The sequence below is a fragment of the Saccharopolyspora sp. NPDC045941 genome (assembly GCF_056431445.1).
Genome location: NZ_JBWKKU010000016.1, coordinates 1 through 23254 on the forward strand (window position 1 = coordinate 1; position 23254 = coordinate 23254).

The following is a 23254-nucleotide window of genomic DNA, read 5'->3' on the forward strand; positions in this document are numbered from 1 at the left end:
TCGTCTGCACCGAGGCGGAAACCGACGGCTTAACAGCGTGCTCTACACCGCAGCGATCGTGCAGAAACGCTGGCATCCCGACGCGCAGGCGTTACCGGCCCGCCACGAACCCACCAAAGGCAGCCGCGGCGCCCGCCGCATCCTTCAACGCCACCTCATCGACGTCATCCACCGAGCCATGACCACCGATCAAGCGTCCTGGAAACACCACGTCACCCGCTACGAACACACCGCTTGACATAGAAGCATCAACGGCCTCGCCCGCGACTACCTCCCCAAAGGCACCGACCTCCGCCCCTATACCCAAGAAGACCTCGACACCATCGCCCACGAACTCAACACCCGCCCCCGCCAGACCCTGGACTGGCTGACACCATCAGAAGCACTAGCCCAAGCGCTTGGTGTTGCACCCACCCCCTGAAAACACAATTGAAACTGGCACCCGGTGGTCAGGGGCCGGTGGCTCCGGAGATGTCGCCGGTCAGGTAGCGCTGGAGGTTCGGCGCGATCGCGGCCACCACGGTGTCGTGGTCGGCCGACGCCAGCGGTTCCAGGTGGATCACGTAGCGGGCCATCCCCAGCCCGACGATCTGCGACCCGCACAGGGCCGTGCGCAGCTCGGCCCGGTCCATGCCCAGCGTCTTGACCAGCCGTTTGAACAGCACGTTCTGGATGAACTCCCGCAGCATCCCCACCGCGTTCTCGTTGGCCGCGACGCTGCGGACCAGGGCCGCGAACTGGCCGCCCTCCGCGTTGTCCCACGCCGTCAGGAACCGCCGCAGCAACCGCTCGGCGAGCTGCTCCCGATCGCCCACCAGCAGCTGCGGCACCACCTCGGCCGGGTTGATCGGAATGTGCACCGCCGCGGTGAACAGCCCCTCCTTGCCCCCGAACCAGTGGTTGACCATCGCCGGATCGACCCCGGCCCGGCCCGCGATGGCGCGCACCGTGGCCGCGTCGTAGCCCTGCTCGGTGAACACCTCGCGCGCCGCGGCCAGCAACGCCGCCTTGGTGTCGGCTCCGCTGCGCCGCCGCCCGCGGCGCTTCGGCTCTGTTCCGCTCTGGTCGATGCCACTGCTCACCCACCCATCCTCGCCGTCCCGGCGGCCCGAGGGCAAAGCGGTGCGGAGGTCCCGCGCAGCCGGGATCGGGTGGACGGCACAATGACGACATGGTCGGCGACGGTGATATCGGCACTATCAGCCCAGGACGCGAGGAGTTCCGCAGCCTGGCGGCGGACCGCCGGGTGATCCCGGTGGTGCGGCGGTTGCTCGCGGACGACGAAACCCCGCTCGGGGTGTACCGCAAGCTCGCCGGGGACCGCCCCGGAACGTTCCTCTTCGAGTCCGCCGAGAACGGTCGCTCCTGGTCGCGATGGTCCTTCGTGGGCGCCCGCAGCGCCGCCGCGCTGACCGTCCGCGACGGCCAGGCGCACTGGACGGGCAAGCCGCCGGTGGGGCTGCCGGACAGCGGCGACCCGTTGCAGGCGCTGCGCGAGACGGTCCGGCTGCTGCAGACCGACCCGCTCCCCGGGCTGCCGCCGCTGACCGGCGGCATGGTCGGCTACCTCGGCTACGACGCGGTCCGCAGGCTGGAGCGGCTGCCGAACCTGACCGAGGACGACCTGCAGATCCCCGAGATGGTGATGCTGCTGGCCACCGACCTCGCCGCGCTGGACCACCACGAGGGCACCATCACGCTCATCGCCAACGCGGTGAACTGGGACGACAGCCCCGAGCGCGTCGACGCGGCCTACGACGACGCGGTGCGCCGCCTGGACGAGATGACCGAGGCGCTGTGCACCCCGGCCGCGCCCACGGTCGCCGCGTTCTCCCGGCCCGCCCCGCAGTTCGTCCGGCGCCGCCAGCCCGACGAGCACTACGCGGCGGTCGAGAAGGCCAAGGAGGCGATCCGGGCCGGCGAGGCGTTCCAGGTCGTGGTGTCGCAGCGGTTCGAGATCGAGACCAGCGCGGACGCCCTGGACATCTACCGGGTCCTGCGCACCACCAACCCGAGCCCGTACATGTACCTGCTGCGGCTGGACGCGCCGGACGGCGGCACGCCGTTCGACATCGTCGGCTCCAGCCCCGAATCGCTGGTCACGGTGCGCGACGGGCAGGCGACCACGCACCCGATCGCCGGGACCCGCTGGCGGGGCGCCGACGAGGACGAGGACGCGCTGCTGGAGAAGGAGCTCATCAACGACGACAAGGAGCGCGCCGAGCACCTGATGCTCGTCGACCTCGGCCGCAACGACCTGGGGCGGGTCTGCAAGCCGGGTTCGGTGCACGTCGTCGACTTCTTCCGCATCGAGCGCTACAGCCACGTCATGCACATCGTGTCCACCGTGACCGGTCAGCTGGCCGAAGGCCGGACGGCGTTCGACGCGGTCGCCGCCTGCTTCCCCGCCGGCACGCTCTCCGGAGCGCCGAAGCCGCGAGCGCTGGAGTTGATCGAGGAGCTGGAGCCGACCCGGCGCGCCCAGTACGGCGGCGTGGTGGGCTACCTGGACTTCGCCGGCGACGCGGACACGGCGATCGCGATCCGCACCGCGCTGGTGCGCGACGGCACCGCGTACGTGCAGGCCGGCGGCGGCATCGTGGCCGACTCCGACCCGGTCGCCGAGGACCAGGAATGCCTGAACAAGGCGCGCGCGGTGCTCAACGCGGTGGCGACGGCCGAGACGCTGTCGCGGCCGGCGACCGAACGGGCGACGGGAGAGCGGGTTGACCACCGAGCCGGGATCTGAGCCGAGTCCTCGACCCGCGCGGTCGAAGGGTCTGCTGTGGTCGGTGGTGCTGCTGGTGCTGGTCGCCGCCGGCGTGCTCTGGGGCGCGAGCGCGCTCGTCTGGGTGGAGCAGCGGTTCCGCACGCCCTTCGGCACCGAGGTCTCCGCCGGGATCACCGGCGGGGACATCCGCCCGGAGCTGGTGCCGATGGCGCTGGCGGCGCTGGCCGCCGTCGCCGCGGTGCTGGCCACCGGCGGGTGGTTGCGGCGCGTGGTCGGCGCCCTCATCGCGGTCGCGGGTGCCGTGCTGGGCTGGCGGGTGTTCCAGCAGTTCAGCTTCGGCTGGTTCGCGACCGGGACGGCCGGTGATGTGCCGCCGGGCAGCACGCCGATCGGCGAGATGGCCAGCCGGCCGTACGGGCTGCTGCTGATGGCTGCGGGCGCTCTGCTGCTGTTCGTCGCCGGTGCTCTGGTGGCGTTCCGGGCCGGTCGGATGCCCGCGATGGGCGCGAAATATTCGGCTCCGGGTGCCGCGAAGCAGAAATCCCACGATCCGGACCGGCAGATGTGGAACGACTTGGACGCCGGACGCGATCCAACGGATGAGCAGGATCGCTGAAAATATTTCAAATTCACCGAAGGGTGGAAAACCCAGTTCGGCGCGGCCCCGAGCCGGTGACCGGACGCGTCGCCAGGGCCGAAGGTCCTTGTTGTGCAGGGACGTTGGGCTACCCCTTGGTGGGACCGGTGGCCGGTGAGGTTTAGCATCGGCCATGCGACGGCACGGCGGGAAGGGGAGTGTCGTGATCGAGCGCAATGAGTTCATCTGCGCATCTGGTTACTTGCGGACCGACCTGAAGGCGAGTGTGCGGGACACGGCCGGCGAGGTGTTCGCGTGACCGTTCTGGAATCAATCATCGAAGGCGTTCGCGAAGATCTGGCAGTTCGCGAATCCGCGATTCCCTTCGACGAGATCAAACAACTGTCCGCCGCGGCGGCACCCCCACGCGACGTGCTCGCCGCGCTGCGGGCGCCGGGCGTGGGCGTCATCGCGGAGGTCAAGCGGCGCAGCCCGTCCAAGGGCGAGCTGGCCGAGATCGGCGAGCCGGCCGATCTCGCCGCCGACTACGCCTCCGCCGGGGCGCGGGTCATCAGCGTGCTCACCGAGCAGCGTCGCTTCGGCGGCTCGCTGGCCGACTTCGACGCGGTCCGCGCCAGGGTCAACACGCCCCTGCTGCGCAAGGACTTCATCATCAGCCCGTATCAGGTGCACGAAGCCCGGGCGCACGGCGCGGACATGGTGCTGCTCATCGTCGCGGCCCTGGAGCAGAACGCGCTGGAAGCGCTCCTGGACCGGGTCGAATCGCTGGGCATGACCGCTCTCATCGAGGTGCACACCGCCGAAGAGGCCGACCGCGCGTTGGAGGCCGGTGCGAAAGTGATTGGCATCAACGCGCGCAACCTGCATACGCTCGAGGTGGACCGCGACGTGTTCGGGCGGATCGCACCGGGGTTGCCGCAGGAGGTCCTCAAGATCGCCGAGTCGGGGGTCCGCGGTCCGAGTGACCTGATGGCCTACGCGGGATCCGGTGCGGACGCCGTGCTGGTCGGTGAGGGCCTGGTGACCAGCGACAATCCCAAGACCGCGGTCACCCAGCTGGTGACCGCCGGGTCGCACCCCGCGTGCCCGCGGCCGAGCCGGTAGCCGGACCGGTTCCGCGAGTTCCAGGGTCGGCGCAAGGCACAGGAGGTAAGGCAATGACCGCAGGCGCAGAGACCGCGCGCGCCCACCGACCGGGCAAGCCCGTGCCGGAGGGACATGACCCGGACGAGCGCGGGCACTTCGGGGTCTACGGCGGCCGGTTCATGCCGGAGGCGCTGATCGCCGCCCAGGACGAGCTCGCCGCCGAGTACGCCAAGGCGCAGAGCGACCCGCAGTACCTCGCCGAGCTCGACGACCTGCTGCGCAACTACGCCGGGCGGCCGTCGCTGCTGACCGAGGCGAAGCGGTTCGCCGAGCACGCCGGCGGCGCCCGGATCCTGCTCAAGCGGGAGGACCTCAACCACACCGGCTCCCACAAGATCAACAACGTGCTGGGTCAGGCGCTGCTGGTCAAGCGGATGGGCAAGCGCCGGGTCATCGCCGAGACCGGGGCCGGGCAGCACGGCGTCGCCACCGCGACCGCCTGCGCGCTGCTGGGCCTCGAATGCGTCATCTACATGGGCAAGGTGGACACCGAGCGGCAGGCGCTCAACGTCGCCCGGATGCGGCTGCTCGGCGCCGAGGTCATCCCGGTCAACAGCGGCTCGGCGACCCTCAAGGACGCCATCAACGAGGCGCTGCGCGACTGGGTCGCCAACGTCGACCACACCCACTACCTGCTGGGCACCGCGGCCGGGTCGCACCCGTTCCCGATGATGGTGCGCAACTTCCACAAGGTCATCGGCGACGAGGCCCGTCGGCAGGTGCTCGAGATGACCGGCCGGCTGCCCGACGTGGTCGCGGCCTGCGTCGGCGGCGGCTCCAACGCCATCGGCATCTTCCACGGCTTCATCGACGACCCGGACGTGCGGCTGGTCGGCTTCGAACCGGGCGGGCACGGCATCGCCTCCGGCGAGCACGGCGCCACCCTCTGCGAGGGCACGCCCGGCACGCTGCACGGGGCCCGCTCGTACCTGCTGCAGGACGACGACGGCCAGGTCATCGAGGCCTACTCGATCTCCGCCGGGCTCGACTACCCGGGCGTGGGGCCCGAGCACTCGTACCTGAAGGACATCGGGCGCGCCGAGTACCGCTCGGTCACCGACGACGAGGCCATGCACGCCTTCCGGCTGCTGTCCCGCACCGAGGGCATCATCCCGGCCATCGAGTCGGCGCACGCGCTGGCCGGCGCGATCAAGCTCGGCCAGGAGCTCGGCCCGGAAGCGATCATCCTGGTGAACCTCTCCGGCCGGGGTGACAAGGACATGGACACCGCGGCGAAGTACTTCGGGCTCGTCGACGAGAACAACGACGACAACACGGAGGCGTCATGAGCGACACTTGCACGCTCTCCGCTCATGTAAGCCGACCGGGTGCGGGTGTCCCGCAAAACACTGAGGAGTCGCGGTGAACCTGCGCGAGGTCTTCCAGAACTGCCGGGAAGAGCAGCGGGCCGCCCTGATCGGCTACCTGCCCGCCGGGTTCCCGACCGTCGAGGAGTCCAAGGAGCTGTTCAGCGCGATGCTGACCGGCACCGACGGCTCGACCGGCTGCGACATCGTCGAGGTCGGCATCCCGTTCTCCGACCCGGTGATGGACGGCCCCACCATCCAGGCCGCCAGCGACAAGGCGCTGCGCGCCGGGTTCCGGCTGCGCGACGTCTTCGACGTGGTGTCCTCGATCGCCGACGCCGGTGGCCACGCCGTGGTGATGACCTACTGGAACCCGGTGCACCACTACGGCCCGGACGCGTTCGCCCGCGACCTCAAGGCGGCCGGCGGGCTCGGCGTGATCACCCCGGACCTGATCCCGGACGAGGGTGAGGACTGGATCGCCGCGACCGACGCGCACGGCCTGGACCGGATCTTCCTGGTCGCCCCGTCGTCGACGGAGGAGCGGCTGGCGCTGACCGCCAAGGCCACCGGCGGCTTCGTCTACGCCACCTCGGTGATGGGCGTGACCGGGGCGCGCGAGAGCGTCGGTTCGGCCGCGGCCGGGCTCGTGCAGCGCACCCGTGCGCACACCGACCTGCCGATCGGCGTCGGCCTGGGCGTGCGCAACGGCGAGCAGGCCGCCGAGGTGGCCGGCTTCGCCGACGGCGTCATCGTCGGCTCCGCCTTCGTCACCCGCGCCGAGCAGGACGGCCCCGCCGGCGTCCGCGAGCTCACCGCGGAACTCGCCCGGGGCGTCCGGTCCCGCTGATCCGCTGCGAACGGCCCGTTCGCTCCTCCTAGCGAGGCGAACGGGCCGTTCGCCTCGCCAGGGACCGGGTGGTGCTCACCATTCGTGGGGCGACCGATACGGTTAGCGGCGTGAGTGCCCCGGTTGCCGCCTTGGCGAGTCCGTTCCTGGCCACCATCCCCAGCCCGCCGCAAGGGGTTTGGTTCATCGGCCCGATCCCGTTGCGCGCCTATGCGCTGTGCATCATCGCCGGCATCATCGCGGCGGTCTGGATCGGCAGCCGCCGCTGGGTGGCGCGCGGCGGACGCGAGGGCACGGTCATCGACATCGCGGTGTTCGCGGTGCCGTTCGGGCTGGTCGGCGGTCGGCTCTACCACGTCGCCACCGACTGGTACAAGTACTTCGGGCCGGACCGCAACCCGCTGGACGCCCTCAAGGTGTGGGAAGGCGGCCTGGGCATCTGGGGCGCCGTGGCGCTCGGCGCGGTCGGCGCCTGGATCGGCTGCCGCCGCCGGGGCGTGCCGCTGGCCGCGTTCGCCGACGCGGTCGCGCCCGGCATCATCCTCGCGCAGGCCATCGGCCGCCTCGGCAACTGGTTCAACCAGGAGCTCTACGGCGCGCCGACGGACCTGCCCTGGGGCCTGGAGATCTACCGGCGCATCGACCCGGCGACCGGGCTCGCAGACCCCATCACCGGCGTCGCGATGGACAGCGTGCCGGACAAGATCGTGCACCCGACGTTCCTGTACGAGCTGCTGTGGAATCTCGGTGTCTTCCTCCTGATCATCTGGGCGGACCGCAAGTTCCGGATGGGCCACGGCCGGGTGTTCGCGCTCTACGTCGCCGGCTACACGGCCGGGCGGGTGTGGATCGAGATGATGCGCACCGACGACGCCACGCACGTCCTCGGCATCCGCATCAACGTCTTCACCTCCCTGATCGTTTTCGCCGGCGCGGTCCTGTACCTGCTGTACGTGCGGGGCAAGCGCGAGGACCCCGAGCTGCTGCGCGGCAAGCCGATGCCCGGCGACGACGACACGGCCGCGACGCCGGAGCGACCCGCCGAGGAGCCGAAGGCGACGACCGACGACGCGGACCTTGACGAGGGCAAGGACGGGCCGAAGGGCTCGGACGCCCCGGGAGACGAACGTGCGGAGGCGCGCAGCGCCGACGGCAACGGCAAGGACGCGAAGGACTGACCTTCAGCGCCCGGTATGTGCCTACCGGGCGCCGAAGGCCACCGCGCCGCTCGGCGAGTCCTTGGAACCGGTGGGGTCGTGCTGCGATGCCACCAGCTCAAGCCGGACACCGACGGCGTGCCCGAGCCGGTCGAGCAGGTCGATGGTCGGCAGGCTGCCGCCGCTCTCCCAGCGCGCGACCGAGGACTGCGTGGTGCCCATCCGCTTCGCGAGATCGGTCTGGGTCAGCCCCGCGTCCGTGCGCAGCCCGTACACCAGCCGCGCCAGCTCGAAGGCCAGCGAGGCTTCCGCGTACGACTCGTCGTACTCCTCCTGGTCGATGATCGGGTTCTCGCGCCGGATCTGATCGAGCTTCTTCCAGGTCATCTCATGGCCTCCGGTCGTGCCGCATGGCTGTGCGGGCGCGAGAGACCTCGCGCCGTTCGTTCGATCGTTGCTTCCGGAACGTGGTCAGGGTGATCGCGAGGCGTGCCGGGTCGAGTGCGTAGGTCACCCGGCGCTCGACTCCTTCGCAATGAAATCTGAGTTCGCGCAGACCGCCGCCGAGATGATTGCTGTGCGGCATGCCCAGGAGCGGTCCGGATTCCGAGAGCAGGTCGAACATCCGGTCCGCGATGGCGCGGTCCCGATTCTTGAGGCTGCAGTACCAGCGCTCGACTTCGTGCGAAACAACGATGTTCCACCGTCCACCTCCGGTTTCGCGGGACATGCTCCGAACATAGCGCGCACGCGATAACGCGTCGACGCTATATCCCGAACATGATCAGTTCGGGTGACGCGTGGGGCGGGCGAGGAACGGCGGGGTCAGCCCCGGATGGGGGCGATGACCGGGGCGCCGTCGGGGGTGTGCAGGACCGTGACGCGGGCCGTGTAGCGCTTCGCCAGCACCTCCGGGGTCAGGACCTCCGCCGGGGTTCCTTCGGCCGCGACGCAGCCTTCGTCGAGGAGGAGCAGGCGTTCGGCGTACTGGGCGGCGAGGGTCAGGTCGTGCAGCGTCATGACCACCGTGGTGCCCAGTTCCCGGCGCAGTTCGTCGACCAGGTCGAGCAGGGCCTGGGCGTGCCCGACGTCCAGGCCGGTGGTCGGCTCGTCGAGCAGCAGCACGCCCGCTCGCTGGGCGAGGGCGCGGGCCAGCACGGCGCGTTGACGTTCGCCGCCGGACAGCGTCGAAAGGGCTCGGTCCGCGAGTCGCGTCAGGTCCAGCCGCTCCAGCAGGGCGCGGACCACGTCCAGGTCGGTGGGGCCCTCCCGGCCCAGCACACCGAGGTGCGGGGTGCGGCCGAGCAGCACGTAATCGGTGACCGTGAGGCCGATCGGCAGCTGCGGGATCTGCGGCGCGTAGCCGATCGCCCGGGCCCGTTCGCGGCGGCGCAGCGCCGTCAGCGGCCGGCCGTCGACCAGCACCCGGCCGTCGTGCCGCACCAGGCCTGCGACGGCCTTCAGCAGCGTCGACTTGCCCGACCCGTTCGGTCCGATGACGCCCAGCCAGCCGCCGGTGTCCACAGTGGTCGAGACGTCGGAAATCACCGTACTGCGCCGATATCCGGCCGACAGGCCGTGCACTTCGAGCGTGCTCATGCGCGCCTCCGGTGCAGCAGGACCGCGAAGAACGGCGCGCCGGTGAACGCGGTGATCACGCCGATCGGGATCTCGGCGGGCGCCAGCAGGGTGCGGGCGAGCATGTCGGCGAGCACCAGGAAGACCCCGCCGAACAGCAGGGAGAGCGGCACGATGATCCGGAAGCTGCCGCCGATCGCCAGCCGCACCAGGTGCGGCACCACGAGGCCGACGAAACCGATCAGCCCGGCCACCGACACCGCCGCGGCGGTGGCCAGCGAGGCCGCGATGAGCACCAGCAGCCGCACCCGTCCCGGGTGCACGCCGAGCGCCGCGGCCTCCTCGTCGCCGGTGCCCAGCAGGTCCAGCAGGCGGGCGCAGGTGCAGAGCACGACCGCGGCGATCGCCAGGTACGGCAGCACGATCAGCACTTCCCGCCAGCCGGTGGTGGTCAGCCGCCCCAGGATCCACATGTAGACCTGCTGCAACGACTCCACGCGGAGCTGCTGCACGAACGTCTGTCCGGCCGTGAGGAAAGCGCCGACCGCGACGCCGGCCAGCACCAGCGTCGCCGTGTCCCGGCCTGCCGAGCGGCCGACCAGCCAGGTCAAGCCCACTCCGCCGAGCGCGCCGACAAACGCCGCGAGCTGCACCGGGACCGACGGCCCGCCCGCCGGGGCCGCGGTGATCACCAGCGTGGCGGCCAGGCCGGCGCCGGCCGCCGCGCCCAGCAGGTACGGGTCGGCCAGCGGGTTGCGGAACACGCCCTGGAACGCGGCGCCGGACACTGCCAGCGCCGCCCCGACCAGCACGCCGAGCACGACCCGGGGCACCCGCAGCTGCCACAGGATCGCCGCCTCCCGCTCGGACAGCGGCGAGACGCCGCCGGTCAGCTGCGCGCCGATCTCGGCGAGCACCCGCTGCCAGCCGAGCTCGGCGGCCCCGAGCAGCACCGACAGCAGGACGCTCGCCAGCAGCACCGCCACCCCGATGAGCAGGTGGTGCGGGCGGAGCTTGGTCTGCTTCAGGGCCCCGCCGAGCGCCTTCGTCACCCGTTCTGGGCCTTGGCGATGCCGCCGCCGATCGCGCGCACCAGGTCGACCACCCGCGGGCCCCACCGGCTCGCGATGTCGTCGTCGAGCTCGACGACGCGGCCGTGCTGCACGGCGTCCAGGGTGTTCCAGCCCGGCCGGGCCGCGACCGCCGCCGCGTTGACCTGGCAGCACTTGACGTCGGACAGGAAGATCAGGTTCGGGTTGGCCTGCACGATGTGCTCCTCGGACAGCTGCGGGAAGTTCCCGCCCGCCGGGTCCGCGATGTTGTGCAGGCCGAACAGGTTGTAGACGTTGCCGACGAAGCTCTGCGAGGTCGCGGTGTAGTAGTCCGGGCTGACCTCGTGGAAGTAGTTCAGCGGCTGCGCCGGGCGCGGGGTGGTGCGGACGATCTCGTCGATCTCCGAGCGCATCCGGTCGACCAGCTCGGCGGCCTGCCTGGTGTGCCCGGTGGCCTGCCCGAGCACCTCGATCTGCTTGTAGGCGTCGTCCAGCGTGGCCGGCGACGGCGTGAGCAGCGTCGGCACGTTGACCACCTTCAGGCCGTCCGCCAGCTTCGCGGCGCTGTCCGGCGCGATGACCAGGTCCGGGGTGTGCGCGCCGACGGCGGCGGCGTCCGCGGTGAAGCCGGAGAGGTCGGTGCGCGGCGCCTCCGCCGGGAAGTTGGAGTACTGGTCCACCGCGATGACCTGGTCGCCGGCGCCGATCGCGTACAGCGTCTCGGTGGCGGTGGGGGACAGCGAGATGATCCGCTTCGGCTGCTGCGCGACCGTCACGGGCGGCTGACCGGGCAGCTCGACCTTGACCGGGAACGCCGAGGCCGGGTCGTCGGCCGGCGCGGGGGCCTCGGAATGGGGGCGGGTGGCGCACGCGGTGACCCCGACTAGCAGGGCGAGCATCGCGAGCAGCAGGGCGGCGAGTCGGCGAAACCCGATCATGTCTTCCCAACGGTTCGGCCGGTGCGTGGCGGGCGCGGCTCGGGGAAGCCGGGCTTCCGGGGGCGAGCCGCACCCCTGCACCGGGGGTGGCGGACATCGACGCCACGCGCAAGGCGACCTGGCTCGTGCCCGCCCGGGGCGGGCCATCGCAGTTGCGGCACAGCACCGGATTCGCACCGGTTTCGCTTGGCGCTGGCGTCCCGCGAGCACCCGCGTCGCGGGCGCTCTGAGCTGGAAAGATATCAGGAGAAGATCGGCCGTCCGCGCCGTGCGGGAGTGTCCTGCGGCACGGGGGCTACCCGGGGCGCGACCCAGCGGTTAAATTTGACGACGGACCGTGTTCGGAGGTGTTCGATCGCGAGCGCGGTAACGCAAACGAGTGTGTTACTACAAGATGGTCAGCATCACGCCCAGAGTGCTGCTTCCGGGTATCGCGGCTGTTAAAGTTCTCTAAACGCTCCGGTCACGAGCGGGCTTTCGAAAGCCCGAAAACTTCTGTCGTGCCGCCGGGAGTCATCTGCGGGCCAGCGTCGTCCCGTGCCCAGAAGTCATGAAGTCAGGTCAGGAATTGACCGAGGGCTTCCAGCACGAGAAATGACGAGGGAGGTCTGCGCAGTGGTCTTCTCCGCCGTCCCAGCAGCCCAGGGGTTGTACGACCCGGCTGCGGAACAGGATTCCTGCGGTGTCGCCATGGTCGCCGACATCCGCGGCCGTCGTTCCCACGGCATCGTCGCCGATGCGCTGACCGCGCTCGCGAACCTGGAGCACCGCGGTGCCGCCGGCGCCGAGCCGACCAGCGGTGACGGTGCGGGCATCCTCCTCCAGCTGCCGGACGAGCTGCTGCGCGCCGAGGCCGGCGTCGAGCTGCCGGAGCCGGACGAGGCGGGGCGGCACCGCTACGCGGCAGGCATGGCATTCCTGCCCACCGATCCCGAGCAGCGCGCGCGGGTGGTGGAGCTGGTGGCGCGGGTCGCCGCCGAGGAGAACATGCGCGTCCTGGGCTGGCGCGACGTGCCGATCACCCCGGAGCGGGCAGGCGTGGGCAGCACCGCCCAGAAGTGCATGCCGCACTTCGCGATCCTGCTGGTCGCCGGGCACCACGGCGAGGCGGGCGTCGAGCTGGACCGGCTGGCGTTCTGCCTGCGCAAGCGCGCCGAGCGGGTGGCCGAGCAGGACGGGCTGGAGCTGTACTTCCCGTCGCTGTCCAGCCGCACCCTGGTCTACAAGGGCATGCTGACCACCGAGCAGCTGCCCGCCTTCTTCCCGGACCTCGGCGACGAGCGGCTGGTCAGCGCGATCGCGCTGGTACACAGCCGGTTCTCCACGAACACCTTCCCGTCGTGGCCGCTGGCGCACCCCTTCCGCTACGTCGCGCACAACGGCGAGATCAACACGATCCGCGGCAACCGCAACCGGATGCGGGCCCGCGAGGCGCTGCTGGCCTCCGACCTGATCCCCGGTGACCTCTCCCGGCTGTACCCGATCTGCGCCGGCGACGGCTCGGACTCCGCCTCCTTCGACGAGGTGCTGGAGCTGCTGCACCTGGGCGGCCGCAGCCTGCCGCACGCGGTGCTGATGATGGTGCCGGAGGCGTGGGAGAACCACACCGAGATGGACCCCGAGCGCAAGGCGTTCTACCAGTTCCACGCCAGCCTGATGGAGCCGTGGGACGGCCCGGCGTGCGTCACGTTCACCGACGGCACGCTGGTCGGCGCGGTGCTGGACCGCAACGGGCTGCGCCCGGCTCGCTGGTGGCGGACCGCGGACGACAGGGTGGTGCTCGCCAGCGAGACCGGCGTGCTCAGCCTCAAGCCCGAAGAGGTGGTCGCCAAGGGCCGCCTGCAGCCGGGCCGTATGTTCCTGATCGACACCGAGCAGGGCCGCATCGTCGACGACGAGGAGATCAAGTCCGCCCTCGCCAGGGAGCACGCCTACGGCGAGTGGCTGCACTCCGGGCTGCTCAACGTCGACGAGCTGCCGAACCGCGAGCACGTGGTGCACACCCACGAGTCGGTGGTGCGGCGCCAGCTGTCCTTCGGCTACACCGAGGAGGAGCTCAGCCTGCTGCTCGCGCCGATGGCCACCGGAGCCGGCGAGCCGCTGGGCTCGATGGGCTCCGACACCCCGCCGGCGCCGCTGTCGCAGCGCTCCCGGATGCTCTACGACTACTTCGTGCAGCAGTTCGCGCAGGTCACGAACCCGCCGCTGGACGCGATCCGGGAGGAGATCGTCACCTCGGTGGCCCGCGTGATGGGGCCGGAGCAGAACCTGCTGTCCCCGTCGGCCGCGTCCTGCCGGCACATCGTGCTGCCCAACCCGGTGATCGACAACGACGAGCTGGCCAAGCTCATCCACGTCAACGACGACGGCGACCTGCCCGGCTTCGCCTCCGCCGTGCTCTCCGGTCTGTACGAAGTGGACGGTGGTGGCGAGGCGCTGGCCGAGGCCATCGAGCGGATCCGCGAGGAGGCGTCCGAGGCGATCGCCGCCGGGGCGCGCGTGCTGGTGCTCTCCGACCGCGACTCCGACCACCGGATGGCGCCGATCCCGTCGCTGCTGCTGGTCTCGGCCGTCCACCAGCACCTGGTGCGGACCAAGGAGCGGCTGCGCGTCGCGCTGGTGGTGGAGAGCGGCGACGCCCGCGAGGTGCACCACGTCGCCACGCTGCTCGGCTACGGCGCCGCGGCGGTCAACCCGTACCTGGCGTTCGAGACCATCGAGGACATGATCGTCACCGGTCAGATCACCGGCACGCGGGCGAAGGTGGCGATCCGCAACTACGTTCAGGCGCTGGTCAAGGGCGTGCTGAAGGTGATGTCGAAGATGGGCATCTCCACCGTCGGCGCCTACACCGCGGCGCAGGTCTTCGAGGCGGTCGGCCTCTCCGGGCAGGTCGTCGGCGAGTACTTCGAGGGCACCACCTCGAAGCTCGGCGGCGTGGGGCTGGACGTGCTGGCCGAGGAGGTCGCGCAGCGGCACCGCCGCGCCTACCCGGACAACCCGACCGAGCGGGTGCACCGCAAGCTGGAGATCGGCGGCGACTACTCCTACCGCCGCGAGGGCGAGCTGCACCTGTTCACGCCGGAGACGGTGTTCCTGCTGCAGCACTCCACCAAGACCGGCGAGTACGACGTGTTCCGCAAGTACACGGCGGAATGCGACCGGCTGTCGGCCGAGGGCGGCACGCTGCGCGGGCTGTTCGAGCTGAACAGCGGCCGGGCGCCGATCGACATCGACGAGGTCGAGCCGATCTCGGAGATCATGAAGCGGTTCTCCACCGGTGCCATGAGCTACGGCGCGATCTCCGCGGAGGCGCACGAGACGCTGGCGATCGCGATGAACCGGATCGGCGGCAAGTCCAACTCCGGTGAGGGCGGCGAGGACGTCGACCGGCTCTACGACCCGGAGCGCCGTTCCGCGGTCAAGCAGGTCGCCAGCGGCCGGTTCGGCGTCACCAGCGAATACCTGGTCAACGCCACGGACATCCAGATCAAGATGGCGCAGGGCGCGAAGCCCGGCGAGGGCGGGCAGCTGCCCGGCCACAAGGTGTACCCGTGGATCGCCAAGACCCGGCACTCCACGCCCGGCGTCGGGCTGATCTCGCCGCCGCCGCACCACGACATCTACTCGATCGAGGACCTGGCCCAGCTGATCCACGATCTGAAGAACGCCAATGAGCACGCCCGGGTCCACGTCAAGCTGGTCTCCGAGATCGGCGTCGGCACGGTCGCCGCGGGCGTGTCCAAGGCGCACGCCGACGTGGTGCTGATCTCCGGCCACGACGGCGGCACCGGCGCCGCGCCGCTGACGTCGCTGAAGCACGCCGGCACGCCGTGGGAGGTCGGGCTGGCCGAGACGCAGCAGACACTGCTGCTCAACGGCCTGCGGGACCGGATCACGGTGCAGGTCGACGGCGGCTTCAAGACCGGCCGCGACGTGATCGTCGCCGCGCTGCTGGGCGCCGAGGAGTACGGCTTCGCCACCGCGCCGCTGGTGGTCGAGGGCTGCGTGATGATGCGCGTGTGCCACCTCGACACCTGCCCGGTCGGGGTCGCCACCCAGAACCCGGTGCTGCGCAAGCGCTACACCGGCCAGGTCGACCACGTGGTGAACTTCTTCGAGTTCATCGCCCAGGAGGTCCGCGAGTACCTGGCGGCGCTCGGGTTCCGCACCCTGGACGAGGCCATCGGCCAGGTCTCGGCGCTGGGCAAGGACGAGGCGATGGCGCACTGGAAGGTGCGCGGCCTGGACCTGACCCCGGTGTTCGCCGAGCCCGAGACGCCGTACTCGCCGGTGCGGCGCCGGGTCCGCGAGCAGGACCACGGCCTGGACCACGCGCTGGACCGCACGCTCATCCAGCTCGCCGAGGCCGCGCTGGAGGACGCGCGCCCGGTGCGGCTGGAGCTGCCGGTGCGCAACGTCAACCGCACGGTCGGCACGCTGCTGGGCGCCGAGGTCAGCCGCCGCTACGGCGGCGACGGCCTGCCCGCGGACACCATCCACGTGGAGCTGGAGGGGTCGGCCGGGCAGTCGCTGGGCGCGTTCCTGCCGCCGGGCATCACGCTGGAGATGGTCGGCGACGCCAACGACTACGTCGGCAAGGGCCTCTCCGGCGGGCGGATCGTCGTCCGGCCGCATCCGGATTCGGCGTTCGCCGCCGAGGACCAGGTGATCGCGGGCAACGTGATCGGCTACGGCGCGACCAGCGGCGAGATCTTCTTGCGCGGCAAGGTCGGCGAGCGGTTCTGCGTGCGCAACTCCGGTGCGATCGCGGTCGCGGAGGGCGCCGGTGATCACGCCTTCGAGTACATGACCGGCGGTCGCGCGGTGGTGCTCGGCGGCACCGGCCGCAACGTCGGCGCCGGGATGTCCGGCGGCATCGCCTACGTGCTCGACCTGGACCCGGTCCGGGTGAACACCGCGATGGTGGACCTGCAGCGGCCCAGCGCCAAGGAACTGAAGTGGCTGCACGAGATCGTGCAGCGGCACCACGAACTGACGGGTTCGGCGGTGGCGGCCTCGCTGCTCGGCGACTGGCCGCGGCGTTCGGCGGCGTTCACCAAGGTGATGCCGCGCGACTACCAGCGTGTCCTGGATGCCATGCGGATGGCCAAGATCGAGGGCCGGGACGTGGACGAGGCGATCATGGAGGCTTCCCGTGGCTGACCCGAGGGGATTTCTGAAGCACGCGCGGGCCGACGTCCCCAAGCGCCCCGTCGACGAGCGGCTGGGCGACTGGCAGGAGGTCTACGCCGCGCTGTCCACAGAGGACCGGAAGGCGGAGACCGCCACGCAGGCCGCGCGGTGCATGGACTGCGGCATCCCGTTCTGCCACTCGGGTTCGGCCGGTTGCCCGCTGGGCAACCTGATCCCGGAGTGGAACAACATGGTGCGCCGCGGCCAATGGCAGGACGCCGCCGAGCGGTTGCACGCCACCAACAACTTCCCGGAGTTCACCGGCAAGCTGTGCCCCGCGCCGTGCGAGGCGGGCTGCGTGCTGGCGATCTCGCCGGAGGCCGGCGGCGCGGTGGCCATCAAGCGGGTCGAGGAGACCATCGCCGAGGTCAGCTGGGCGAACGACTACGTCACCGCCCAGCTGACGGAGGTGCACTCCGGCAAGCGGGTGGCCGTGGTCGGCTCCGGGCCGGGCGGGCTGGCGGCCGCGCAGCAGCTGACCCGCGCTGGGCACGAGGTGACCGTGTACGAGCGCGACGACCGCATCGGCGGTCTGCTGCGCTACGGCATTCCCGAGTTCAAGATGGAGAAGTCCGTCCTGGACCGGCGGTTGGCGCAGATGCGCGCCGAGGGCACCCGGTTCATCACCGGCTGCGAGGTCGGCGTCGACCTGACCATCGAGGAACTGCGCGCCGGTTACGACGCCGTCGTGCTCGCGGTGGGCGCCCTGCGCGGCCGCGACGACACCACGATCCCGGGGCGGGACCTCAAGGGCGTGCACCTGGCCATGGAGCACCTGGTGCCTGCGAACAAGGAGTGCGAGGGCGACGGCCCGACGCCGATCTCGGCGCAGGGCAAGCACGTCATCATCCTCGGTGGCGGCGACACCGGCGCGGACTGCTACGGCACCTCGACCCGGCAGGGCGCGCTTTCGGTGACGCAGCTGGACAACTACCCTCAGCCGCCGACGACCCGCGACGACGACCGGTCGCCGTGGCCGACCTGGCCGTACATCCTGCGCACCTACCCGGCGCACGAGGAGGCCGGCCAGCGGAAGTTCGCGGTGGCGATCGAGGAGTTCGTCGGCGACGGCGAGGGCAACGTGCGGGCGGTGCGGCTGCGCGAGGTGAAGGTGCAGCGCGACGAGAACGGCCGCCGGCAGGTCGTGCCGGTGTCCGACGAGGTCCAGGAGATCCCCTGCGACCTGGCGCTGCTGGCCATCGGCTTCGACGGCGTCGAGCACATGCCGCTGCTGGACGGCCTGGGCATCTCGCTGACCAAGCGCGGCACCATCGGCTGCGGCTCGAACTGGGAGACCACCGCGCCGGGCGTGTTCGTCTGCGGCGACGCGCACCGCGGCGCGTCCCTGGTGGTGTGGGCGATCGCGGAGGGCCGCTCGGTGGCCAACGCGGTCGACGCCCACCTCACCGGCGCCTCCCAGCTCCCGTCGCCGGTGCACCCCACGGCCCTGCCGCTGGCGGTCGGCTGATCCTCAGGGCTGAAAGGGAAGCGCCCATCCGGTATCAATCCGACCGGGTGGGCGCTTCGTCATGTCGTCGGAAAGTCTGGCGGCATGATCCGGAAGTCGATCCAGGGACCGACCGGGAGCGCGGCTGCGGACGGAGTCTCGTCCGGTTGGGCCAGCAGGTGCTCGGCGAGTTCGCGGAGCCCGGCTTCCGCCAGCGGTTCCGGCGCAGCCAGGTAGAAAGGCTGTTCCACGGGCATCGGCGGGTGGTCGTCGACGGTGCGCTCGACCGCGACAGTGCCGTCGGCCTTCTGCTGCACCGGGGCATATCCCGCTTTCCGTAGCGCAGCCAGGGTCTCCTTCGCAGGTTTGCTCGATGCGAGCACGGTCGGCGCCAAGGCGTGCAACGACAGCTCACGCAGCGAACGGCTTCCGCTGATTTCCAGCAGGAGAGCCTCCTCGCCGAGCACGCAGCAGCGCACGTTTCGGACCTGCAACTGGCCGAATTGCCGCCCGACATCCATGATCAGGTATTCCAGCGGTTGCGGCAGGTTCGTGTGGGCGATTGCGGTGAGCTTGTCGACCAGGTCCTCGGCGGTGTGGCCCTGGTCCATCGCTCGCCGGACGGATTCGGGGCTGAACCGCCAGGTCGATGCGGTGTCCCGGCCTTCGGGATCGGCCATCAGGTTCAGGGTGGCGGCAAGTCGGCCGCTGGGTGTACCGCCTACCACCGCGGTCAGGTCTGCTTGCAGCAGCGCGGATTCCCGTGCACTGGGCAGTAGTCGCGTGGCGGCCGACAGCAGCGCTTTCTCGTCGGTCACGCAACGGCCCAATGTGGACAGTGCCCCGCAGGCGATCGCGCCGATGGCTTCGGCCTCGGCCCAGTTGACCTGGATGGGATCGACGAGGCAGTCCGCGCAGCAGTAGAGCATCGGTCGCTTCCAGGCCAGCTTCTCGCCGATCAGGTTCGGCTCGCCCAATGCGGCACTCGCTTCCCAACGGGAAAGCTCTGCCAGCAGGTCCATGCGGAACTTGCGGTCGAACGAGCTGGGGCGCGGTAGCAGCGCCGGATCGGGCTTGTCCATGACCTTGCTGAACATGGCCGCAGCCGGCTGCTTCCACCAGGCTCGCGCCAGGTGGGCGTAGCGTTGCGCGGGTGTTGCCTGCTGCAAATCATCGGCGAGGTTTGACGCAGTGACGCGGCCGGTTCCATCAATGCTGAGCAACTCGGCTGCGGCGGCAGTCTCCAACCAGAGCCGGACCTGGTGCTGGTCGGTCCGCAGGGCCTTGGCGGCCTGCTTGAGCACCCGGAGACCGACTCCGCCGTTCTGCAGCTGCGCCAGCGGGTTGGCGGCGCAGTGTTCGAGCAGCCGAGCCACTCCGTCGACGAATGCGATTGCGGCCAACGTCGCCACCTCGTCGATCTCGACGGAGTCGACCAGAGTGGTCGGCGGCATCGCGGGTTCGGGCCGGAGCACCGGTTTGTCCGCGGACTCGCGCAGCGCCAGCCCGATCTCGCGGGGCATTTCGAACGGGCCGCCGTAGCTGGCGTACTGGCTCTGGCTGACCAGAAAACCCCGGTCGACCAGCCAGCGCACCTCCGGGCTCCGCGGCGACGGGTCGCCGAGCGAGTAACCGAGGAGCGAGTCGGCGTGCGCCAACTCCACGGCGAGCTCAACGGTCGGGCCGGGTGCTTTCGCGAGCTCGGTGGACACCTTCGCCGGATCCCGCATGAAATCTTCGATCCGCTGCACCGTGTCGGCCTTCCTCTTGGCGGGCGCCAATCCGAGGGCTTCGGCGATACGGCGGACCGCATTGCTCACGTGCGGGTGGAGGAGCTGCGCGACCGGGCGGCCCAGCCCCGCAATGCGGGCGGCGCGCAGCGGTGCGGCAAGCTGGAACGCTCCCGGTGGGTTCGGCCGGATGAGGGCCTGTTCCTGCAGAGCTTGCAGTGCGCGATCGACTTCCGGGTCGTCGCCGAGCAACTCCTCGATCGCGCCGCAGGTGCACCCGTCCCCGAGGGTGCAGAGCGTTCCGAGCACCGCACTGCACCCGGAGTCGAGCTGCTCCAACGCGTGCTGCACAGCGCCGGGGGAGTCGAGGATGGCCGCCAGAGCGGGTAGCGAGCGGGCTTCCACTGACTCGGGTCGGCTTTTCAGCAACGTAGCGAGGCCGTCGCGGCCAAGACTGCGAAGCCACCGGACGAGATCGGAATCCACCCGGCCGAGTGTGTCATGCGTGTTCTGGCGCCTTACCGCCGGTCAGATGGGACTGGCTAAGGCGTGTCCGGGAGAGCTTGGTGGGAGCGGGTCCGGTAACGGCTCCGGAATTCGGCCAGCAGCTCGTCGGTCGCCTCGGCCCCGGCGCTCACGGCGGCGTGGACGTCGCGGAAGTAGTTCTCGTAGCCGGCGGGGGTGTAGAGGCACAGGGCGCGTGCGGGGACCGGGCCCGCGTTGCGGAAGCCGTGCGGGGTGCCGCGGGTGGCGGCGAGCAGATGTCCGGGGCCGGCCGTCAGCTCGCCGTCTCCGGTGTGGAGCGTCAAATCGCCCTCAAGAACGTAGAAGTACTCGTCGTGTCCGTCGTGCACGTGCGGCCTGGCGCCGATGATGCCGGGAGCGAGGCTGAATTCCTCGAAGGCGAAGTGCCCGCCCGTGTGCTCGCCGGTGAGCCGGAAGAAGTGCGCGACACCGGCGACGTCTATGAGTTCACCGTCCTGGGGACGGCGCAGCAGCGGGCGGGCGGGGGTGCGAGCCTGATGATCAGTCATGGGGGGCATTGTGGTCCAGGCGGCTGGTGCAGCTGCGGCCCGACCGTGCTGCGCCCGACTCTTCAGCAGCGCGACGAGACCTTCGCCGGCCGAGCTCGCGAAACCATTGGACGAAGCTCGCCGGGCGCAGCGCGAAGCCGGTCACATGCCGCGCAGCACCGGCGGGAGCTCGTCCGGGTGGACCACGCCGAGGCGCTGCGTCGCCCGGGTCAGCGCCACGTAGAGGTCGTTCAGGCCGCGTTCGGAGTCCGCCACGATCGCCGCCGGGTCGACCACCAGGACCGAGTCGAACTCCAGGCCCTTGACCTGGTCGACCGTCAGCAGGACGGCCGGTGCTTCCAGGTCGTCGGGCCGGGTGCCGATCACCGCCTCCGGCAGGGATTCCGCCAGCCGCGGCCCGATCCCGGCCAGCAGTTCCGGCGGCAGCAGCACCGCGAGCCTGCCTTCGCCGATCTCGCGCAGCTCGTCGGTGATCACCGACGGGAGCTCGGCGCCGAGGTCGGCGGCCGGGATCCGGCGGGTCCACGGCCGGTGCCCGCTGGTGCGCACCGAGCGCGGTGCCGCCAGGTCGGTGTCCATTTCGGACAGCACGTCGGCGGCGATGGCCATGATCTCGGCCGGGGTGCGGTAGTTGACGGTCAGCTCGACCAGCTTCCAGCGGTCCTGGACGTACGGGTGCAGCACCTCGTGCCAGGAATCGGCCCCGGCCAGGGCGCCGGTCTGGGCGACGTCGCCGACCAGCGTCATCGACCGGCTCGGGCAGCGCCGCATCAGCACCCGCCACGCCATCGGTGACAGCTCCTGCGCCTCGTCGACGATGACGTGGCCGAAGGTCCAGGTGCGGTCGTCGGCCGCGCGTTCGGCGGCGGTCAGGTCGTTGCTGCTGCGGAACCGCTCGGCCAGCAGCTCGGCGTCGAGCACGTCGGAGACGCGCAGCCGCTCTTCGTCGGCCAGCTCCTCGTCCTGTTCCATGATGTGCAGAACGCCTTGCGCGTAGGCGAGTTCCTCGCGTTCCTGGCGCTCGCGCTCGGCCCGGGCCTGGGCGTCGTCCTCGCCGAGCAGCTCCGCGAGTTCGTCCAGCAGCGGCACGTCGCCGGGCGTCCACGGCGTGCCCGGCAGGCGCAGCAGCTCGTCGCGGTCGGCGTCGTCGAGGTGCTTGTGGGTGGCGGAGGCCAGCAGTTCCGGCGAGCACAGCAGGTCGTCCAGGAGTTCCTGCGGGGTGATCTCCGGCCACAGCTCGTCCAGCGCCTTGCCCACCACCGCGTCCGCGCGCAGTTCGCGGTTGATGTCGTCGAGGTCGCGGCGGTCCAGCAGGTCGCGGCCGAGCCGGTCGGCGACCTGCAGGGTCAGCGCGGAGAACATCTCGTTGCGGAAGATCCGCCGGGCCAGGTTGTGCGGCTTGCGGGAGCGCCGGGCGCGGGTGCGCGCCTGCGTGGCGGTGCGCCGGTCGATGCGCAGCGCCTCGCGGTCGAAGGTGATCTCGGTGTAGTCGGCGGGCACCTGCTGCCGGTCCCGGACCGCGGTGGCGAGCACCTCGACCATGATCGCGCGACCCTTGATCTCCGCCGCCCGCGCGGATTCCGCGCCGGTGGCGGTGATCCCCGGGTAGAGACCGCCCACAGTGGACAGCAGCACGCCGGTTTCGCCCAGCGACGGAAGGACCTGCCCGATGTAGCGGAGGAACGTCTGGTTCGGGCCGACCACCAGCACGCCGCGCTTGGACAGCTGCTCGCGGAAGGTGTACAGCAGGAAGGCGGCGCGGTGCAGCGCGACGGCGGTCTTGCCGGTTCCGGGGCCGCCCTGCACCACCAGCACGCCGTTCATCCCCGCGCGGATGATCCGGTCCTGCTCGCCCTGGATGGTGGCGACGATGTCCTGCATCTGCCCGGTGCGGCGGGCGTCGAGCCGGGCCAGCAGCGTGGCCTCGCCGGCCAGGCCCAGGTCGCTGCCCTGCTCGGCGGTGTCGAGGTCGAGCACCTCGTCCTCGTAGTCGAGCACTTTCCGCCAGCTGGTGCGCAGGTGCCGCCGGCGGCGCACGCCGTCCCGCGCGGCGGCGGTGGCCAGGTAGAACGGCCGGGCGGCCGGGGCCCGCCAGTCCAGCAGCAGCGGCTCGTACTCGTTGTCCTCGTCGAACAGCCCGAGCCGGCCGACGTGGAACGTCTCGCCGCCGTCGAGGTCCAGCCGCCCGAAGCACATCCCGTGCTCCACAGCGCTCAGCTGGGTGAGCTTGTCGGTGTACATCCTGGTGGAGATGTCGCGCTCGGTGCGCGCCTGCGGCGGCCCTCCGCTGTCCCGCAGCGTGTCCTTCAGGCGCTGCGTGGTTTCCTGCCGCAGCGCGTCGAGCTTCGCGTACAGCATCGAGAGGTACTGCTGCTCGGTTGCGATCTCCTGCGTGCGGACGGCATCCCGATCGGCTCGGGCGTTGGACAATTCGCCACCTCGTGCTGGGAGGGTCGGGGGGAGAAGCCCGCGTCCGACGCGCAGGCCCGA

18 protein-coding genes and 1 pseudogene are annotated in these 23254 nt (G+C 70.9%); 10 read left to right on the forward strand and 9 right to left on the reverse strand.

All coding sequences use genetic code 11. The features are described from left to right. On the forward strand, nucleotides 1-238 hold a 238-nt coding region (locus tag AC07FN_RS15035; RefSeq protein WP_478396140.1), incomplete at its 5' end, for an IS110 family transposase. Nucleotides 239-250: 12 nt separating this feature from the next. Beyond that, a pseudogene (locus AC07FN_RS15040) lies at nucleotides 251-421 on the forward strand (IS30 family transposase); the annotation flags it as partial. 28 nt (nucleotides 422-449) lie between these two features. Here the strand turns inward: AC07FN_RS15040 and AC07FN_RS15045 are convergent. Continuing rightward, on the reverse strand, nucleotides 450-1082 hold the full coding sequence (locus tag AC07FN_RS15045) for a TetR/AcrR family transcriptional regulator (RefSeq protein ID WP_478396141.1): 633 nt from the start codon (nucleotides 1080-1082) through the stop codon (nucleotides 450-452). A gap of 89 nt (nucleotides 1083-1171) precedes the next feature. Here AC07FN_RS15045 and AC07FN_RS15050 point away from each other — a divergent pair, with 89 nt between their 5' ends. From AC07FN_RS15050 to lgt, 6 genes are all read left to right on the forward strand, one after another. After that, a complete protein-coding gene (locus AC07FN_RS15050; protein WP_478396142.1) occupies nucleotides 1172-2749 on the forward strand; it encodes an anthranilate synthase component I in 1578 nt (525 codons plus the stop codon). Further along, a complete protein-coding gene (locus tag AC07FN_RS15055; protein WP_478396143.1) occupies nucleotides 2727-3347 on the forward strand; it encodes a Trp biosynthesis-associated membrane protein in 621 nt (206 codons plus the stop codon). The genes AC07FN_RS15050 and AC07FN_RS15055 overlap by 23 nt, the downstream gene beginning before the upstream one ends. A 276-nt stretch (nucleotides 3348-3623) precedes the next feature. Further along, nucleotides 3624-4433, forward strand: a complete 810-nt coding sequence (gene trpC, locus AC07FN_RS15060) for an indole-3-glycerol phosphate synthase TrpC (protein ID WP_132485608.1) — start codon at nucleotides 3624-3626, stop codon at nucleotides 4431-4433. Between the two features lie 53 nt (nucleotides 4434-4486). Further along, nucleotides 4487-5764: a tryptophan synthase subunit beta gene (trpB, locus tag AC07FN_RS15065; protein WP_478396144.1), complete on the forward strand. Its 1278-nt coding sequence runs from the start codon at nucleotides 4487-4489 to the stop codon at nucleotides 5762-5764. 73 nt (nucleotides 5765-5837) lie between these two features. Beyond that, complete coding sequence (gene trpA / locus AC07FN_RS15070) at nucleotides 5838-6632, forward strand: tryptophan synthase subunit alpha (protein ID WP_478396145.1); 795 nt, start codon at nucleotides 5838-5840, stop codon at nucleotides 6630-6632. Nucleotides 6633-6742: 110 nt separating this feature from the next. Continuing rightward, nucleotides 6743-7810 (forward strand): prolipoprotein diacylglyceryl transferase, encoded by a 1068-nt coding sequence (lgt, locus tag AC07FN_RS15075; protein ID WP_478396146.1) that lies wholly within the window; start codon nucleotides 6743-6745, stop codon nucleotides 7808-7810. 21 nt (nucleotides 7811-7831) lie between these two features. Here lgt and AC07FN_RS15080 read toward each other — a convergent pair whose 3' ends face one another. The 5 genes from AC07FN_RS15080 to AC07FN_RS15100 all read right to left on the reverse strand — a co-directional run bounded on the left by AC07FN_RS15080 (nucleotide 7832) and on the right by AC07FN_RS15100 (nucleotide 11357). Then, nucleotides 7832-8176 (reverse strand): helix-turn-helix domain-containing protein, encoded by a 345-nt coding sequence (locus AC07FN_RS15080; protein ID WP_478396147.1) that lies wholly within the window; start codon nucleotides 8174-8176, stop codon nucleotides 7832-7834. A 1-nt stretch (nucleotide 8177) separates the two neighbouring features. Further along, a complete protein-coding gene (locus tag AC07FN_RS15085) occupies nucleotides 8178-8519 on the reverse strand; it encodes a type II toxin-antitoxin system RelE/ParE family toxin (protein ID WP_478396148.1) in 342 nt (113 codons plus the stop codon). Nucleotides 8520-8614: 95 nt separating this feature from the next. Further along, on the reverse strand, nucleotides 8615-9388 hold the full coding sequence (locus AC07FN_RS15090; protein ID WP_478396149.1) for an ABC transporter ATP-binding protein: 774 nt from the start codon (nucleotides 9386-9388) through the stop codon (nucleotides 8615-8617). Beyond that, nucleotides 9385-10419, reverse strand: coding sequence for a FecCD family ABC transporter permease (locus AC07FN_RS15095; protein ID WP_478396150.1), 1035 nt, complete (start codon nucleotides 10417-10419; stop codon nucleotides 9385-9387). The genes AC07FN_RS15090 and AC07FN_RS15095 overlap by 4 nt, the downstream gene beginning before the upstream one ends. Beyond that, the gene (locus AC07FN_RS15100) at nucleotides 10416-11357 is read right to left on the reverse strand and encodes an ABC transporter substrate-binding protein (RefSeq protein ID WP_478396151.1); all 942 of its coding nucleotides are present in this window, start codon (nucleotides 11355-11357) and stop codon (nucleotides 10416-10418) included. Before AC07FN_RS15100 ends, AC07FN_RS15095 begins: the two co-directional genes overlap by 4 nt. A 615-nt stretch (nucleotides 11358-11972) precedes the next feature. On the opposite strand from AC07FN_RS15100, the gene gltB reads away from it, so the two are divergent. Beyond that, nucleotides 11973-16523: a glutamate synthase large subunit gene (gltB, locus tag AC07FN_RS15105; protein WP_478396266.1), complete on the forward strand. Its 4551-nt coding sequence runs from the start codon at nucleotides 11973-11975 to the stop codon at nucleotides 16521-16523. Continuing rightward, nucleotides 16516-18021 (forward strand): glutamate synthase subunit beta, encoded by a 1506-nt coding sequence (locus tag AC07FN_RS15110; RefSeq protein WP_478396152.1) that lies wholly within the window; start codon nucleotides 16516-16518, stop codon nucleotides 18019-18021. The genes gltB and AC07FN_RS15110 overlap by 8 nt, the downstream gene beginning before the upstream one ends. 59 nt (nucleotides 18022-18080) lie before the next feature. Here AC07FN_RS15110 and AC07FN_RS15115 read toward each other — a convergent pair whose 3' ends face one another. The 3 genes from AC07FN_RS15115 to AC07FN_RS15125 form a co-directional block, all read right to left on the reverse strand. Further along, nucleotides 18081-20216 (reverse strand): helicase-associated domain-containing protein, encoded by a 2136-nt coding sequence (locus tag AC07FN_RS15115; protein WP_478396153.1) that lies wholly within the window; start codon nucleotides 20214-20216, stop codon nucleotides 18081-18083. Nucleotides 20217-20272: 56 nt separating this feature from the next. Continuing rightward, entirely contained in the window at nucleotides 20273-20764 is a 492-nt protein-coding gene (locus AC07FN_RS15120) for a cupin domain-containing protein (RefSeq protein WP_478396154.1), read from the reverse strand. Between the two features lie 141 nt (nucleotides 20765-20905). Further along, nucleotides 20906-23194: a HelD family protein gene (locus AC07FN_RS15125; protein ID WP_478396155.1), complete on the reverse strand. Its 2289-nt coding sequence runs from the start codon at nucleotides 23192-23194 to the stop codon at nucleotides 20906-20908. Nucleotides 23195-23254 lie beyond the last annotated feature (60 nt).